The sequence below is a fragment of the Dechloromonas sp. HYN0024 genome (assembly GCF_003441615.1).
Classification (GTDB): Bacteria; Pseudomonadota; Gammaproteobacteria; order Burkholderiales; family Rhodocyclaceae; genus Azonexus.
This window is the reverse complement of sequence record NZ_CP031842.1, coordinates 2,571,020-2,584,056: the sequence shown is the minus strand read 5'-3', so window position 1 is coordinate 2,584,056 and position 13,037 is coordinate 2,571,020. Positions and strand designations below refer to the sequence as shown.

At 60.8% G+C, this 13,037-nt stretch carries 20 protein-coding genes; 16 read left to right on the top strand and 4 right to left on the bottom strand.

Annotation, left to right across the window (positions count from 1 at the left end):
- Positions 1-38 precede the first annotated feature (38 nt).
- The 5 genes from HYN24_RS12375 to HYN24_RS12355 all read left to right on the top strand — a co-directional run bounded on the left by HYN24_RS12375 (position 39) and on the right by HYN24_RS12355 (position 3,415).
- The gene (locus HYN24_RS12375; RefSeq protein WP_011289117.1) at positions 39-245 is read left to right on the top strand and encodes a cold-shock protein; all 207 of its coding nucleotides are present in this window, start codon (positions 39-41) and stop codon (positions 243-245) included.
- Positions 246-371: 126 nt separating this feature from the next.
- Entirely contained in the window at positions 372-1,016 is a 645-nt protein-coding gene (hisG, locus tag HYN24_RS12370; protein ID WP_117609533.1) for an ATP phosphoribosyltransferase, read from the top strand.
- A 5-nt stretch (positions 1,017-1,021) separates the two neighbouring features.
- Positions 1,022-2,323 (top strand): histidinol dehydrogenase, encoded by a 1,302-nt coding sequence (gene hisD, locus HYN24_RS12365; RefSeq protein WP_117609532.1) that lies wholly within the window; start codon positions 1,022-1,024, stop codon positions 2,321-2,323.
- 16 nt (positions 2,324-2,339) lie between these two features.
- The gene (locus tag HYN24_RS12360; protein WP_117609531.1) at positions 2,340-2,900 is read left to right on the top strand and encodes a chromate transporter; all 561 of its coding nucleotides are present in this window, start codon (positions 2,340-2,342) and stop codon (positions 2,898-2,900) included.
- A complete protein-coding gene (locus tag HYN24_RS12355) occupies positions 2,897-3,415 on the top strand; it encodes a chromate transporter (RefSeq protein WP_117609530.1) in 519 nt (172 codons plus the stop codon). The genes HYN24_RS12360 and HYN24_RS12355 overlap by 4 nt, the downstream gene beginning before the upstream one ends.
- Before the next feature lie 31 nt (positions 3,416-3,446).
- Here HYN24_RS12355 and HYN24_RS12350 read toward each other — a convergent pair whose 3' ends face one another.
- Entirely contained in the window at positions 3,447-3,803 is a 357-nt protein-coding gene (locus HYN24_RS12350) for a CZB domain-containing protein (protein WP_117609529.1), read from the bottom strand.
- Between the two features lie 15 nt (positions 3,804-3,818).
- A complete protein-coding gene (gene hisC, locus HYN24_RS12345) occupies positions 3,819-4,889 on the bottom strand; it encodes a histidinol-phosphate transaminase (RefSeq protein ID WP_117610375.1) in 1,071 nt (356 codons plus the stop codon).
- Positions 4,890-4,968: 79 nt separating this feature from the next.
- Between hisC and hisB the strand changes: the two genes are divergently transcribed.
- The 10 genes from hisB (at position 4,969) to tatC (ending at position 10,311) form a co-directional block, all read left to right on the top strand.
- Positions 4,969-5,556, top strand: a complete 588-nt coding sequence (hisB, locus tag HYN24_RS12340; RefSeq protein ID WP_117609528.1) for an imidazoleglycerol-phosphate dehydratase HisB — start codon at positions 4,969-4,971, stop codon at positions 5,554-5,556.
- Positions 5,557-5,561: 5 nt separating this feature from the next.
- Positions 5,562-6,197 (top strand): imidazole glycerol phosphate synthase subunit HisH, encoded by a 636-nt coding sequence (gene hisH / locus HYN24_RS12335; protein ID WP_117610373.1) that lies wholly within the window; start codon positions 5,562-5,564, stop codon positions 6,195-6,197.
- A 35-nt stretch (positions 6,198-6,232) separates the two neighbouring features.
- Positions 6,233-6,973 carry a 1-(5-phosphoribosyl)-5-[(5-phosphoribosylamino)methylideneamino]imidazole-4-carboxamide isomerase gene (gene hisA, locus HYN24_RS12330; protein WP_117609527.1) on the top strand — a complete coding sequence of 247 codons (741 nt, stop codon included), beginning with the start codon at positions 6,233-6,235 and terminating at the stop codon, positions 6,971-6,973.
- Entirely contained in the window at positions 6,970-7,731 is a 762-nt protein-coding gene (hisF, locus tag HYN24_RS12325) for an imidazole glycerol phosphate synthase subunit HisF (protein WP_205421493.1), read from the top strand. The genes hisA and hisF overlap by 4 nt, the downstream gene beginning before the upstream one ends.
- Positions 7,728-8,126, top strand: coding sequence for a phosphoribosyl-AMP cyclohydrolase (hisI, locus tag HYN24_RS12320; RefSeq protein WP_117609525.1), 399 nt, complete (start codon positions 7,728-7,730; stop codon positions 8,124-8,126). Before hisF ends, hisI begins: the two co-directional genes overlap by 4 nt.
- A complete protein-coding gene (locus HYN24_RS12315; RefSeq protein ID WP_117609524.1) occupies positions 8,123-8,449 on the top strand; it encodes a phosphoribosyl-ATP diphosphatase in 327 nt (108 codons plus the stop codon). Before hisI ends, HYN24_RS12315 begins: the two co-directional genes overlap by 4 nt.
- A complete protein-coding gene (locus HYN24_RS12310; RefSeq protein ID WP_117609523.1) occupies positions 8,446-8,796 on the top strand; it encodes a histidine triad nucleotide-binding protein in 351 nt (116 codons plus the stop codon). The genes HYN24_RS12315 and HYN24_RS12310 overlap by 4 nt, the downstream gene beginning before the upstream one ends.
- An 11-nt stretch (positions 8,797-8,807) precedes the next feature.
- Positions 8,808-9,041 (top strand): Sec-independent protein translocase subunit TatA, encoded by a 234-nt coding sequence (tatA, locus tag HYN24_RS12305; RefSeq protein ID WP_117609522.1) that lies wholly within the window; start codon positions 8,808-8,810, stop codon positions 9,039-9,041.
- Between the two features lie 62 nt (positions 9,042-9,103).
- The gene (gene tatB / locus HYN24_RS12300; RefSeq protein WP_117609521.1) at positions 9,104-9,469 is read left to right on the top strand and encodes a Sec-independent protein translocase protein TatB; all 366 of its coding nucleotides are present in this window, start codon (positions 9,104-9,106) and stop codon (positions 9,467-9,469) included.
- Entirely contained in the window at positions 9,466-10,311 is an 846-nt protein-coding gene (gene tatC, locus HYN24_RS12295; RefSeq protein WP_117609520.1) for a twin-arginine translocase subunit TatC, read from the top strand. Before tatB ends, tatC begins: the two co-directional genes overlap by 4 nt.
- Here the strand turns inward: tatC and HYN24_RS12290 are convergent.
- Together HYN24_RS12290 and HYN24_RS12285 are read right to left on the bottom strand one after the other, a co-directional pair.
- The gene (locus HYN24_RS12290) at positions 10,300-11,118 is read right to left on the bottom strand and encodes a class II glutamine amidotransferase (protein WP_117609519.1); all 819 of its coding nucleotides are present in this window, start codon (positions 11,116-11,118) and stop codon (positions 10,300-10,302) included. The two genes, tatC and HYN24_RS12290, sit on opposite strands and share 12 nt — an antisense overlap.
- Positions 11,119-11,121: 3 nt before the next feature.
- The gene (locus HYN24_RS12285) at positions 11,122-12,270 is read right to left on the bottom strand and encodes a Do family serine endopeptidase (protein WP_117609518.1); all 1,149 of its coding nucleotides are present in this window, start codon (positions 12,268-12,270) and stop codon (positions 11,122-11,124) included.
- Positions 12,271-12,283: 13 nt separating this feature from the next.
- Between HYN24_RS12285 and HYN24_RS12280 the strand changes: the two genes are divergently transcribed.
- Complete coding sequence (locus tag HYN24_RS12280) at positions 12,284-13,030, top strand: Nif3-like dinuclear metal center hexameric protein (RefSeq protein ID WP_117610371.1); 747 nt, start codon at positions 12,284-12,286, stop codon at positions 13,028-13,030.
- The last annotated feature ends 7 nt before the right edge of the window (positions 13,031-13,037 follow it).

Genomic DNA, 13,037 nt, shown 5'->3' with positions numbered 1-13,037 from the left:
TGGCGCAAGCCCGTATATTTATTTTAGGAAGCTATCAAATGGCAAACGGTACCGTTAAGTGGTTCAACGACTCCAAGGGTTTTGGTTTCATCTCCCCGTCCGAAGGTGGTGAAGACCTCTTCGCTCACTTCTCCGCAATTCAAGGCAATGGTTTCAAGACCCTGGCCGAAAACCAGAAGGTGACCTTCGACGTCGTGAACGGCCCGAAGGGTAAGCAGGCTGCAAACATCCGCCCGGCTGAATAAGCTCGCGGAGTCGCCTGACTCAAAGAAAGCCCGGCTTGCCGGGCTTTTTGCTTTTGTGGCTGGCCATTTGGCGTCGGCCATTTGTCGGCTTTGCGTTAAAATCATTCTTTTGCCACGAGAAAAACCGTGACCGGCATCACCATCGCACTCTCCAAGGGCCGCATTTTCGATGAAACCCTGCCCCTGCTTGCCGCAGCTGGCATTGTCCCGACCGAAAATCCCGAAACCTCCCGCAAGCTGATCATCGAGACGAACAAGCCGGACGTACGTGTCGTCATCGTTCGCGCCACCGATGTGCCGACCTACGTCCAGTACGGGGCTGCCGATCTCGGCGTGGCCGGCAAGGACGTACTCATGGAGCACGGCGGCGAGGGGCTTTATTCGCCGCTCGACCTCAAGATCGCCAAATGCCGGATGATGGTTGCCGTGCCGGAAGGCTTCGACTATGCCCACGCTGTGCGTCAGGGCAATCGTTTGAAGGTCGCTTCCAAATACACCAAGACGGCACGCGAACATTTCGCCAGCAAGGGCGTTCATATCGACCTCATCAAGCTCTACGGCTCGATGGAGTTGGCGCCGCTGGCGGGCCTGGCCGATGCCATCGTCGATCTGGTGTCCACCGGCGGCACGCTGAAAGCCAACAAACTGGTGGCGGTCGAACACGTGGTGGATATTTCGAGTCGGCTGGTGGTCAACCAGGCCTCGCTCAAGGTCAAGCGCGAAACCCTGCAACCGATCATCGACGCCTTTGCCCGGGCGGTGGAGAAATGAGTCTTATGGTCGCGATCAAACGTCTGTCCACGGCTGATGCCGATTTCAAGGCCAGCATGGATGCACTGCTGGCTTTCGAGGCGGCGCAGGATGAGGGTATCGAACGCACCGTTATCGGCATCCTGGCCGACGTGAAGGTGCGCGGTGATGTGGCGGTCGTCGAGTACAGCAACCGGTTCGACCGGCTGACCGCTAACTGCATGGCCGATCTCGAACTCTCCAAAGCCGAGATGCAGAAGGCGCTCGATAGTCTGCCGAGTGAGCAGCGTCAGGCGCTTGAAGCAGCAGCCCAGCGCGTGCGCATTTACCATGAGAAGCAGTGTCTGGAAGGCTGGTCGTATACCGAGGCGGATGGTACCCTGCTCGGCCAGATGATCACCCCGCTCGACCGCGTTGGCCTTTATGTGCCGGGCGGCAAGGCAGCCTATCCATCGTCGGTGCTGATGAACGCCATTCCGGCCAAGGTGGCGGGCGTCAAGGAGCTGATCATGGTCGTTCCGACGCCGGGCGGCGAGCACAACCAGCTGGTTCTGGCGGCCGCCTGTCTGGCCGGTGTCGATCGCGTATTCACCATCGGCGGAGCGCAGGCGGTGGCGGCGCTGGCCTATGGTACGGCGACCGTGCCGCAGGTGGACAAGATTGTCGGCCCCGGTAACGCCTACGTTGCCTGCGCCAAGCGCCGGGTGTTCGGTATTGTCGGTATCGACATGATCGCCGGGCCCTCGGAAATTCTCGTCGTCTCGGACGGCTCCGGCAATCCCGACTGGGTGGCGATGGACCTTTTCTCGCAGGCCGAGCACGACGAACTGGCACAGTCGATCCTGATCTGCACTGATGCCGGTTTCATTGAGCGGGTTCAGGCCAGCATTGAAAAGCTGCTGCCGACCATGCCGCGCCGCGTCGTCATCGAAACCTCGCTGACCAATCGCGGTGCTTTCATTCTGGTTCGTGATCTTGAAGAGGCGGTCGTTATCGCCAATCGCGTCGCGCCGGAACACCTCGAACTTTCCCTGGCTGATCCTGATCCGTGGGTCAGCAAGATTCACCATGCCGGGGCCATCTTCATCGGGCATTACACCTCCGAGGCCCTCGGTGATTACTGTGCTGGCCCCAACCACGTGTTGCCGACCTCGGGCAGCGCCCGTTTCTCGTCGCCGCTGGGCGTCTATGACTTCCAGAAGCGGACCAGTCTGATCAAGGTATCGAAGGCCGGGGCGCAGACGCTGGGTCGGATTGCTTCGACCCTGGCGCATGGCGAGGGACTGCCGGCGCATGCCAAGTCTGCCGAGTTCCGGCTCGATTCGTAATCGGGATTTGCACTTGATGCCGAATACCGAGGAATCACCAAGCCGCCCGGACCTCCGGGCGCTTTTTTTGGGTTTTTCATCGGTTGGCCTGTCCGGATTTGGTGGCGTTTTGCCCTTCGCCCGGCGCATGCTGGTCGACGAGCGTCAATGGATGACGGCCGAGCAATTCAATGCCCAGCTTGGCCTTTGCCAGTTTCTGCCGGGGCCGAATGTGATCAATCTGGCCGTTGTTGTCGGCAAGCGCTACTGCGGCCTGCCGGGGGCCATCGTCGCGCCGGTTGGTCTGCTCGCCGGGCCGTTCATCATCGTTCTGCTCCTCGCCTTGCTGTATGACCATTTCGGCAGCCTGGTCGCCGTCCAGTCGATGTTGCGCGGCATTGCTGCCGTTGGCTGCGGCCTGCTCTTCGGCATGGCCTGGCGCATGGGGGCAGCGATCAAGGACAAGCCCTATTTTCTTCCCTTTACGGTGCTGACGGTGGCTGCCATTGCCGGCCTGCGCTGGCCGATGCCGTCCGTCATGGTCGCCGGCTTGATGCTTTCCGGCGGCGTTGCCTACTGGCGGCTCGGGCGCAGATGATGGTCGTCGATCTCTTTCTTGAGTTTGCGCTGCTTTCCTTCATCGCCTTTGGCGGGGCCACGGCGCTGTTGCCGGAAATGCACCGCGTCGTTGTTGAAAACCATCACTGGCTCAACGACACCACCTTCACCCATCTCTATGCCATCGCCCAGGCCGCGCCGGGGCCGAACGTGCTGGTCGTGACATTGATCGGCTGGGAGGTTGGCGGCTTGCCCGGGGCCTTCGCAGCGACGCTGGCCATGTGCCTTCCGATGAGCATCCTGATTTACTTGCTGATTGACCGCTGGGAGGGCTTTGCCGGCAAACGCTGGCAAAAGGCGATCAGTCTTGGCGTCGCGCCGCTGGCGGTGGGCCTGATTTTCTCCGGGGCCACGTTGATTGCCCGGGCAGCCGATTTTGGCTGGGCGCCCTGGCTGCTCGTGGCAGCCACCCTCGTCGCCAACCTGCGGAGCAAGCTGCATCCGCTGTGGTTCATCGGAATTGGTGCAGCCCTGGGTTTCCTCGGCTGGGTTTGATCGGGCGCGGCGGTCAGTCTGCCCCTGACGGCTAACCCCTGGCGGTTCGCTGCAGGGTGCGCAGATCGTCAAACAGGTTGGCCAAGCGGTGCGAGACGTCGGATAACTCGGGGAGCATGAGGTCGGCATCGTCGGCCATGCCATTACGACTCAGTTCCTGGATTTCGCTGGCCAGGGAGTGAAAGCGGGTGTGGGCCTTGATCAGCGCCTGGAACTGCGGCAGCGCCCGCGAGGTATCGTCGGCGGCGGCGATGGCATAGCCGAACATGCAGCCCTGATGATCGGACAGCGGCATGTCGGCATAGCTGCCGCGGGCGAAGGCGTTCATGAACTGCCGGCGCCAGGTGTTGTGCAGGCGGATGGCTTCGTCGAAATCGATACCTTGCATCGTGGGTCCCTTTCCTTAAGCGAGTATGCCAGCCAGGGCCTGCGTCAAAGCCTGGCATTCGGCGTCGGTGCCCACGGTAATGCGCAGGAACTGGTCGATGCGCGGCAACTTGAAATGGCGAACGATGATGCTCCGCTCGCGCAAGGCTTTGGCCAGTTCGGCAGCGTCGCGCTGCGGATGGCAGGCGAAGATGAAATTGGCAGCCGAGGGCAGGACGTCAAAACCGAGGCCTTGCAGTTCGCTGGTCAGCGTGTCGCGGGTGGCGATGACGGCGCGGCAGCACTGCTCAAAATAGCCCTCGTCCTCCATCGCGGCGACAGCGCCGACAATGGCCAGGCGATCCAGCGGGTAGGAATTGAAACTGTTCTTGACCCGCTCCAGGGCTTCGATGAGGGCCGGGTGGCCGATCGCAAAGCCGACGCGCAGGCCGGCCAGTGAGCGCGACTTGGAGAGGGTATGGACGACCAGCAGATTGTCGTAGCGATTGACCAGTCCGATGGCCGTTTCCCCGCCAAAGTCGACGTAGGCTTCATCGACGACGACGACCGAATCGGGATTCGCCTGGAGAATTTTCTCGATGGCGGCTAACCCGAGCAGTCGGCCAGTCGGTGCATTGGGGTTGGGGAAGATGATGCCGCCATTCGCCGGCCCGCAGTAATCGGCCGGATTGATCGAAAAATCCTCGGAGAGCGGCGCGGTACGGTATTCCACTCCATAAAGACCGCAGTAGACCGGGTAGAAGCTGTAGGTGATGTCGGGGAAGAGAATCGGCGCATCGTGCTTGAGCAGGGCCATGAAAATATGCGCCAGCACTTCGTCCGAACCGTTACCGAGGAAGACCTGTTGCGGCGTCACGGCGTGACGTTTGGCCACCGCCATCTTGAGCAGGTCGGCGTTTGGATCAGGGTAGAGGCGCAAACGCGCCGCATCATCCCCCAACTCCATCCGAATCGCCGCCAGCACTCGGGGAGAGGGCGGGAACGGGTTCTCATTGGTGTTGAGCTTGATCAGATTGGCGATCTTGGGCTGCTCGCCCGGTACGTAGGGGGTGAGGTCACGGACGACCTGGCTCCAGAAGCGACTCATGGGGTATTCACGAAAGGCGTAAAAGTGGGCTGAAATGGTATCATGGCCCTCCGATAAAAGCCTTTTGCAGCCTTCAACCATGCGGCAAGCCGAAATTACTCGCAATACGCTGGAGACGCAGATCACCGTGCGTCTCAATCTCGATGGCACCGGCCAGGGCAAATTTGCCACCGGTGTACCTTTCCTCGACCACATGCTCGACCAGATTGTCCGTCACGGCCTGATTGACCTCGACATCGAGGCCACGGGCGACCTGCACATCGATGCACACCACACCGTCGAAGACATCGGCATCACTTTTGGGCAGGCACTGGCCAAGTCCTGGGGCGACAAGAAGGGGCTGACCCGTTACGGTCACAGCTACGTGCCGCTCGACGAGGCCCTGTCGCGGGTGGTCATCGACCTCTCCGGCCGTCCGGGGCTGGAACTCAATGTCGAGTTCTCGCGCGCCGTTATCGGTAGCTTCGATGTCGATCTGGTCAGCGAATTTTTCCATGGCCTGGTCAATCATGCCGGCATGACCCTGCACATCGACAATCTGCGAGGCAAGAATGCCCACCACCAGGCCGAGACCATCTTCAAGGCCTTCGGTCGCGCCCTGCGCATGGCGGTGACGCCTGATCCGCGCATGGCCGGCGCCATGCCGTCGACGAAAGGTTCGCTGTGAGTGCTGTGCAAACCATCGCCGTTATTGATTACGGCATGGGTAATCTGCGTTCCGTGTCGAAGGCGCTGGAGCATGTGGCTGGTGGCAAGACGGTGGTGGTAACGGCTGATCCGGCTGTTGTCGCGGCGGCCGAGCGGGTTGTTTTTCCGGGTCAGGGCGCGATGCCCGACTGCATGGCTGAACTTGATGCCCGTGGTTTGCGCGCGGCCGTTCTGGCGGCAGCCAAGGACAAGCCTTTCCTCGGGATTTGTGTCGGCGAGCAGATGCTCTTCGAGCGCAGCGACGAAGGCAATGTCCCGGCACTTGGCGTCTTTCCCGGTCAGGTGCGGCGCTTTCCCGATGAAAAAATGCATCTGCCCAGCGGTGAACGCCTGAAAGTGCCGCACATGGGCTGGAACGAAGTACGCCAGACGCCGCACGCGCTGTGGAACGGAATCGCCGATGGCGCGCGCTTCTATTTTGTGCACAGCTACTTTGTCGTCCCGGCCGATCCTTCGCTGGTGACGGGGTCTTGCGAATATGGTGTCCCCTTTACCTGTGCGGTGGGGCGGGATAATATCTTCGCGGTTCAATTTCACCCCGAGAAAAGTGCGCGCGACGGCCTGCAGCTCCTGAAGAATTTCGTCGAATGGCACCCCTGATTCGCTTCTGCCGAATTTACTCATCCTAGATCCCCATGCTGATTATTCCTGCGATTGACCTCAAGGACGGCCAATGTGTCCGTCTCAAGCAGGGCCTGATGGAACAGGCCACTGTTTTTTCCGATAGCCCGGCCGAACAGGCGCGGCACTGGCTGGCGCAAGGCGCTCGCCGCCTGCATCTGGTCGACCTCAACGGCGCCTTCGCGGGCAAGCCGAAGAATGCGGCTGCGATCAAGGCCATCCTGGCCGAAGTCGGCGACAAGATACCGGTCCAGCTGGGCGGCGGCATTCGCGACCTTGACACCATTGAAGCCTGTATCGACGGCGGTTTGTCCTACGTCATCATCGGCACGGCGGCGGTCAAGAATCCCGGCTTCCTGCACGATGCCTGCGTTGCCTTCCCCGGCCACATCATCGTTGGTCTCGATGCCAAGGATGGCAAGGTGGCGACCGACGGCTGGTCGAAGCTGACCGGCCACGATGTCGTCGATCTCGCCAAGAAATACGAGGACTACGGCGTCGAGTCGATCATCTATACCGACATCGGTCGCGACGGCATGCTGACCGGTCTCAATATCGATGCCACCGTCCGCTTGGCCCAGGCGCTGACCATTCCGGTCATCGCTTCCGGCGGCCTGACCGGCTTTGACGACATCCGTGCCCTGTGTGCTGTCGAGGGCGAGGGCGTCGTCGGCACCATCGCCGGCCGCGCCGTGTATGACGGCTCGCTCGATTTCAAGGCGGCGCAGGAACTCGCTGATCAGTTGGGCGCCTGATGCTCGCCAAGCGCATCATCCCCTGTCTTGACGTCACGGCTGGCCGCGTCGTCAAGGGCACCAATTTTGTCGGCCTGCGCGACGCCGGCGACCCGATTGAAATCGCCCGCCGCTACAACGAACAGGGCGCCGACGAGGTGACTTTCCTCGACATCACGGCGTCCAGCGACCAGCGCGACATCATTCTCCACATCATCGAAGCCTGCGCCGAGCAGGTCTTCATTCCGCTCACCGTTGGTGGTGGCGTGCGCAAGGTTGAGGATGTCCGTCGCCTGCTCAATGCCGGGGCCGACAAGGTATCGATGAACACCGCGGCGGTACAGAACCCCGACCTTATTTTCGACGCATCGAGCAAGGTCGGCTCACAGTGCATTGTCGTCGCCATCGACGCCAAGCAGGTCGCTCCCGGTCAGTGGCACGTCTTTACCCACGGCGGTCGCAACGATACCGGCCTCGATACCATCGAATGGGCCAAGAAGGTGGCGGCCCTTGGGGCCGGTGAAATCCTGCTGACCAGCATGGATCGCGATGGCACCAAGAACGGTTTCGACCTGGCTTTGACACGCGCTGTCTCCGATGCGGTGAGCATCCCGGTCATCGCCTCGGGTGGGGTCGGCAACCTCCAGCATCTGGCCGATGGTGTCAGCGAAGGCCGCGCCGATGCGGTACTCGCCGCCTCGATTTTCCATTTTGGCGAATACACTGTGCGCCAGGCCAAGGAATACATGGCGTCGCGCGGCATCGAAGTCCGCCTGTGAGCGACCTCGACAACTCCCTGAACTGGCTTGCGGCCTTGAAATGGGACGCCGACGGCATGATCCCGGCCATCGCCCAGGACGAAAGCGGGCGGGTCGTTATGTTCGCCTACATGAACCGCGACTCGCTTCAGGAAACGCTTAATTGCGGCAACGCGGTATACTGGTCGCGTTCAAGAAAGCGTCTGTGGCGCAAGGGTGAGGAATCCGGACATTTCCAGAAAATCCGGTCGATCCGCACCGATTGCGACGGCGATGTGCTGCTGCTGAGTATTGAACAAGTGGGCGGAATTGCCTGTCATACCGGCCGCGAGAGTTGTTTTTTCAATGAATTGAACGGGGACCGCTGGGTTCCTGCTGATCCGGTTCTGAAAGACCCGAAGGAAATCTACAAATGAGCACCCATGACATCCTGCACCGTCTCTCCGAGACGCTGGCCTCCCGTCGCAATGCCGATCCGGAGAAGTCCTACACCGCCAAGCTGTTTTCCGAAGGCCCGGATTCGATCCTCAAAAAGATCGGCGAGGAATGCGCCGAACTGATCATGGCCGGCAAGGAAGGCAAGCGCCTGAAAGTGGTCTGGGAGTCGACCGATGTCATTTATCACGTGCTTGTCCTGCTCGCCTTCTACGGCCTGAGCATCGAGGACGTGTCGCAGGAAATGCGCCGCCGCGAAGGCATTTCGGGTATCGACGAAAAGGCGGCACGGGGCACCAAGTGAGCGACTGCATTTTCTGCAAGATTGTCGACGGCAAAATTCCGGCCAAGAAGGTCTATGAAGACGAGGATATCCTCGCCTTCAACGACATCAGCCCGGCTCGCCCTGTGCATGTGCTGGTTATTCCGAAAAAGCACATCACGTCGCTGGCCTCAGCGACGGCCGACGATACGCTGGTGCTCGGCAAGATTCTTGGCAAGGCCAACGAAATTGCAGTAGCGCAAGGCAGCCCGGACGGTTTTCGGGTGATCATCAATACAGGACGTGTCGGGCAGCAGGAAGTGCCGCACCTGCACGCGCACATCGTGGGCGGTCCGGAACCGGTCGGCCCCATGCTTAAACGCATCTAGGAGACAACATCATGGGCAGTTTTTCCATTTGGCACTGGCTGATCGTTCTCGTCATCGTCATGCTTATTTTCGGCACCAAGAAGCTGCGCAATGTCGGGCAGGACCTCGGTGGTGCCGTCAAGGGTTTCAAGGACGGCATGAAGGATGCCACGGCAGGCGACAAGCCAGCCGATGCAGCCCAACCGACCCAGCAGGTCGGTGGTCAGACCATCGACGTCGAAGTCAAGGAAAAGACGAAAGGCTAGTGGCGGGACCTTGGCCGTTAGCTTGTAGCTAAAGACCAATGACTGGCAGCTAGCGACTAACTATGTTCGATATCAGCTTTTCCGAATTGATCGTTATCGGCTTTGTGGCGCTGATCGTCATCGGCCCCGAGCGCCTGCCCAAGGTGGCGCGTACACTCGGCCACCTGCTCGGCCGGGCACAGCGTTACGTCAATGACGTTAAGTCGGATATCAGCCGCGAAGTGCAACTCGACGAACTGAGGAAACTCCAGTCCCAGGTCACCGAGTCGGCCCGTGAGCTGGAGACGTCGGTGCGCCAGGAATATGAAACGGCGCGCAGTGCCATCGAGGCACCGGCTCAGGAAGCGGTGGCTGAATTGCAGTCGACCGCAGCTTCGCTGACCGAAACCCTGCCTGTCGCTGAAACCACGAGCAAGCCAGCGGCATGAGCGAAGCCCCAGAAGACTCCTTTATTTCCCATCTGATCGAGTTGCGCGACCGCTTGTTGCGCAGCCTCATCGCCATTGCCGTCGTGCTCGGCGTTCTGTGCATCTATCCGGGACCGGGCGAGATCTACGACATTCTGGCGGCACCGCTCACCCGTGCCTTGCCGGAAGGTACCAAGATGGTCGCCATCGGGGTCATCACCCCGTTCATGGTGCCGCTCAAAGTGACCGCCATGGTCGCCTTCGTGCTGGCCTTGCCCTACATCCTCTATCAGGCCTGGGCCTTCATCGCGCCCGGCCTGTATGCCCATGAGAAGCGCCTCGGCATACCGCTGATCATTTCCAGTACGGTCCTGTTCATCTCCGGCATGGCTTTCTGCTACTTCTTCGTCTTCGGGCAGGTGTTCAGTTTCATTAACAGCTTTGCGCCCAAGAGCATCACACCGGCGCCGGATATCGAAGCCTACCTGTCCTTCGTGATGACCATGTTCCTGGCTTTTGGCATTGCCTTTGAGGTGCCGGTCGCTCTGGTCGTTCTGGTCAAGCTCAATATCGTGACCGTGGAAAAGCTCAAGGAATGGCGTTCCTACTTTATCGTCGGTGCCTTCGTGGTGGCCGCCGTGGTGACGCCCCCGGATGTCGTCTCCCAACTGGCGCTGGCCATCCCGATGTGCCTGCTGTACGAGCTGGGTATTCTCGCCTCGCGCCTGGTCTCGACGCGGGCCCCGGAAGAAACCGCTACGGCTGCTACCGAAGCCACGGCCGGGGCTGGCTATTCGTCGGCCGCCATGGATGCCGACATGGACAAGGCAGAAGAAGACTTCCGCAAGCTGTCAGACCACTGATCCGGCTGGTTTTTTCACCGGCCCCGGCCGGGTCGGCAAGGTCTTGACCGGCAATCCTTCCTCGAACCACCACAACGTTCCCGGCGGCATGTCGGTCCATGCCTCGTTATCGGTCAGCGGCAGGGTGGCAATGACCGCCACGCGGTCATTCGGCGAGGTGACATCGCTAAAATCGACGGTGATATCCTGATCCTTCAGGTGGGCATGGGCGAACGGGGCCTGGCGCACGATATGGCTGAGCTTGGTCGAGGCGTGGGCAAACAGGCAGTCGCCATTCGAAAGCAGGAAATTGAACTCGCCATGCTGCGAAATTTCCAGTGTCAGCGCATGAATTGCGTCGAACAGGGCGCTACGTTCAGGCACGTGGGTCCCGAAACGGCGGCGCAGTTCCTGTAACAGCCAGCAGAAGGCCCGCTCGCTGTCGGTCAGTCCAACGGGAACGAAGCTGCCATCGAGTTGCGGCATGAAATCGATGAGGTTGCCGTTATGGGCGAATATCCAGTAGCGGCCCCATAGCTCGCGCATGAAGGGGTGCGTATTCTCGAGGCCGACTGCACCCTGCGTCGCCTTGCGGATATGGGCGATAACGTTCTTCGAATGGATCGGGTACTGACCGACCAATTGCGCCACCGGCGAAATGCTCGAAGGCTGCGGATCGAGAAAAAGGCGGGTGCCCTTGCCCTCGAAAAAAGCGATGCCCCAGCCATCCGAGTGCACATCCGTCGCCCCGCCTCGGGCCTGAAAGCCGCTGAAGGAAAAGCAGATGTCGGTCGGCACGTTGCAGTTCATGCCCAATAGCTGACACATGGCTTACTCTTTTTCGGTCCGCATGGCCGGACGTTTGCCAATTCTGACTTGCACCTCGACGATGGATTTGTCGCGGCGCAGGCGGAAGCTGGAGCGTTCGTCGGGTTTGAGGGCGGCAATCAGGTCGAGCATCACTTGAGGGTCTTTGACGGCCTTGCCGCCGACCGAGAGCAGTACATCGCCAGGGCGGACGCCAGCGGTATCGGCCGGGCTGCCGCGCACGACACCAGCGATCAGGGCGCCCTCGTTGTCGGGCAGGCCGAAGGATTCAGCCAGTTCGGCGGTGATTTCCTGAGCTTCGACGCCGATCCAGCCTCGCGTCACGGTGCCGGTGCGGATGATCTGCTCCATGATGCTGCGCGCTGTCGAGACGGGGATGGCGAAGCCGATGCCGAGGGAACCGCCGGAGCGCGAGTAGATGGCCGCATTGATGCCGACCAGATGGCCGTTGGCGTCGACCAGCGCGCCGCCAGAGTTGCCGGGATTGATGGCGGCATCGGTCTGGATGAAGTTTTCAAAGGTATTGATGCCGAGGTGCGAGCGACCCAGCGCCGAAACGATGCCCATGGTCACCGTCTGGCCGACTCCGAAGGGATTGCCGATAGCCAGTACGACGTCGCCGACGCGCAGGTTGTCCATGTGGCCGAAAGTGATGGCCGGTAGCTTGTCGGCCTTGATCTGCAGGATGGCGAGGTCCGATTCCGGGTCGCTGCCGACGATCCTCGCCTTGTAGGTCTTGGCGTCATTGAGCGAGACCTGGATGTCATCGGCGCCATCAATGACGTGATAGTTGGTCAGGATGTAACCGTTGGGGCTGACGATGACGCCCGAGCCAAGGCCGGAGTTGCGCTGGGGCTGACCTTCGGGACGGTCGCCAAAGAAATGGCGGAAAATCGGGTCGTCGAACAGCGGGTGGCGCTGCTGCTTGATTTCCTGCGTCGTGTAGATGTGTACAACGGATGGCAGGGCGGCGCGGGCCGCCTCGCGATAGGAGCCGGTGGGGGCGACCTTGTCGTCACCGCTGGCGGCTTCCTCCAGGGTGACGATGGCTGGCCGTTGGGGTAGCCATTCAGGCTTCAGCGTGGAGACGACGAAGAGAATGGCCAGCGCAACAGTTACTGTTTGTGCAAAAATCAGCCACAACCTCTGCATGGATATCGTCTCGATGAAGCGTGAAGAATTGTTGAATTATCTGGATGGGCTGATGACGCCCGGCAAGTTCAGGGATTATTGCCCAAATGGTCTGCAAGTGGAAGGTCGTTCCGAGATCACCCGCCTGGTTGCGGGTGTGACGGCAAGCCAGGCGCTGCTTGATGCGGCGGTCGAGCGTCATGCTGATGCCATTCTGGTGCACCATGGCTATTTCTGGAAGGGCGAGGATGGGCGCATTACGGGTATCCGTCGCCAGCGCCTGGCCACCCTGCTGACCCACGATATCAATCTGCTGGCCTATCACTTGCCGCTCGATGCGCATCCGGAACTGGGCAACAATGCCCAGCTGGCAAGCCGGCTCGGCTGGCTCCCCGAGGGGCGCTTCGGCGAGCAGGATATTGCCTGGCTGGGTATTTTGGCTGAGCCGTGTGACCTGACGGCGCTGGTCGCCAGGGTTGCTGGTGTGCTAGGGCGAGTGCCCATGGCGATTGGTGCAGGCAACCGGCCGATCCATCGGATCGCCTGGTGCTCAGGCGGGGCGCAGGGCTATTTTGAGCAGGCCATCGCCCTCGGCGTCGATGCCTTCATGTCCGGCGAAATATCGGAGCAGACCGTGCATCTGGCGCGAGAAAGTGGTGTCGCTTATATCGCGGCCGGCCATCATGCCACCGAACGCTACGGGGTCGAGGCGCTGGCCGGTCATCTGGCCCAGCGCTTCGACATCAGCTGCGAATTCGTCGATATCGCCAACCCGGTGTAGGCATCGG

What these genes read in the sequence shown, in the direction of transcription:
- tatB (WP_117609521.1), top strand. Translation starts at nt 9,104, where the DNA reads ATGTTCGATATCAGCTTTTCCGAATTGATCGTTATCGGCTTTGTGGCG.
- HYN24_RS12290 (WP_117609519.1), bottom strand. Translation starts at nt 11,118, where the DNA reads ATGTGTCAGCTATTGGGCATGAACTGCAACGTGCCGACCGACATCTGC.
- HYN24_RS12350 (WP_117609529.1), bottom strand. Translation starts at nt 3,803, where the DNA reads ATGCAAGGTATCGATTTCGACGAAGCCATCCGCCTGCACAACACCTGG.
- HYN24_RS12280 (WP_117610371.1), top strand. Translation starts at nt 12,284, where the DNA reads ATGAAGCGTGAAGAATTGTTGAATTATCTGGATGGGCTGATGACGCCC.
- HYN24_RS12360 (WP_117609531.1), top strand. Translation starts at nt 2,340, where the DNA reads ATGCCGAATACCGAGGAATCACCAAGCCGCCCGGACCTCCGGGCGCTT.
- HYN24_RS12285 (WP_117609518.1), bottom strand. Translation starts at nt 12,270, where the DNA reads ATGCAGAGGTTGTGGCTGATTTTTGCACAAACAGTAACTGTTGCGCTG.
- hisD (WP_117609532.1), top strand. Translation starts at nt 1,022, where the DNA reads ATGGTCGCGATCAAACGTCTGTCCACGGCTGATGCCGATTTCAAGGCC.
- hisC (WP_117610375.1), bottom strand. Translation starts at nt 4,889, where the DNA reads ATGAGTCGCTTCTGGAGCCAGGTCGTCCGTGACCTCACCCCCTACGTA.
- tatA (WP_117609522.1), top strand. Translation starts at nt 8,808, where the DNA reads ATGGGCAGTTTTTCCATTTGGCACTGGCTGATCGTTCTCGTCATCGTC.
- tatC (WP_117609520.1), top strand. Translation starts at nt 9,466, where the DNA reads ATGAGCGAAGCCCCAGAAGACTCCTTTATTTCCCATCTGATCGAGTTG.
- hisB (WP_117609528.1), top strand. Translation starts at nt 4,969, where the DNA reads ATGCGGCAAGCCGAAATTACTCGCAATACGCTGGAGACGCAGATCACC.
- HYN24_RS12375 (WP_011289117.1), top strand. Translation starts at nt 39, where the DNA reads ATGGCAAACGGTACCGTTAAGTGGTTCAACGACTCCAAGGGTTTTGGT.
- hisA (WP_117609527.1), top strand. Translation starts at nt 6,233, where the DNA reads ATGCTGATTATTCCTGCGATTGACCTCAAGGACGGCCAATGTGTCCGT.
- HYN24_RS12355 (WP_117609530.1), top strand. Translation starts at nt 2,897, where the DNA reads ATGATGGTCGTCGATCTCTTTCTTGAGTTTGCGCTGCTTTCCTTCATC.
- HYN24_RS12315 (WP_117609524.1), top strand. Translation starts at nt 8,123, where the DNA reads ATGAGCACCCATGACATCCTGCACCGTCTCTCCGAGACGCTGGCCTCC.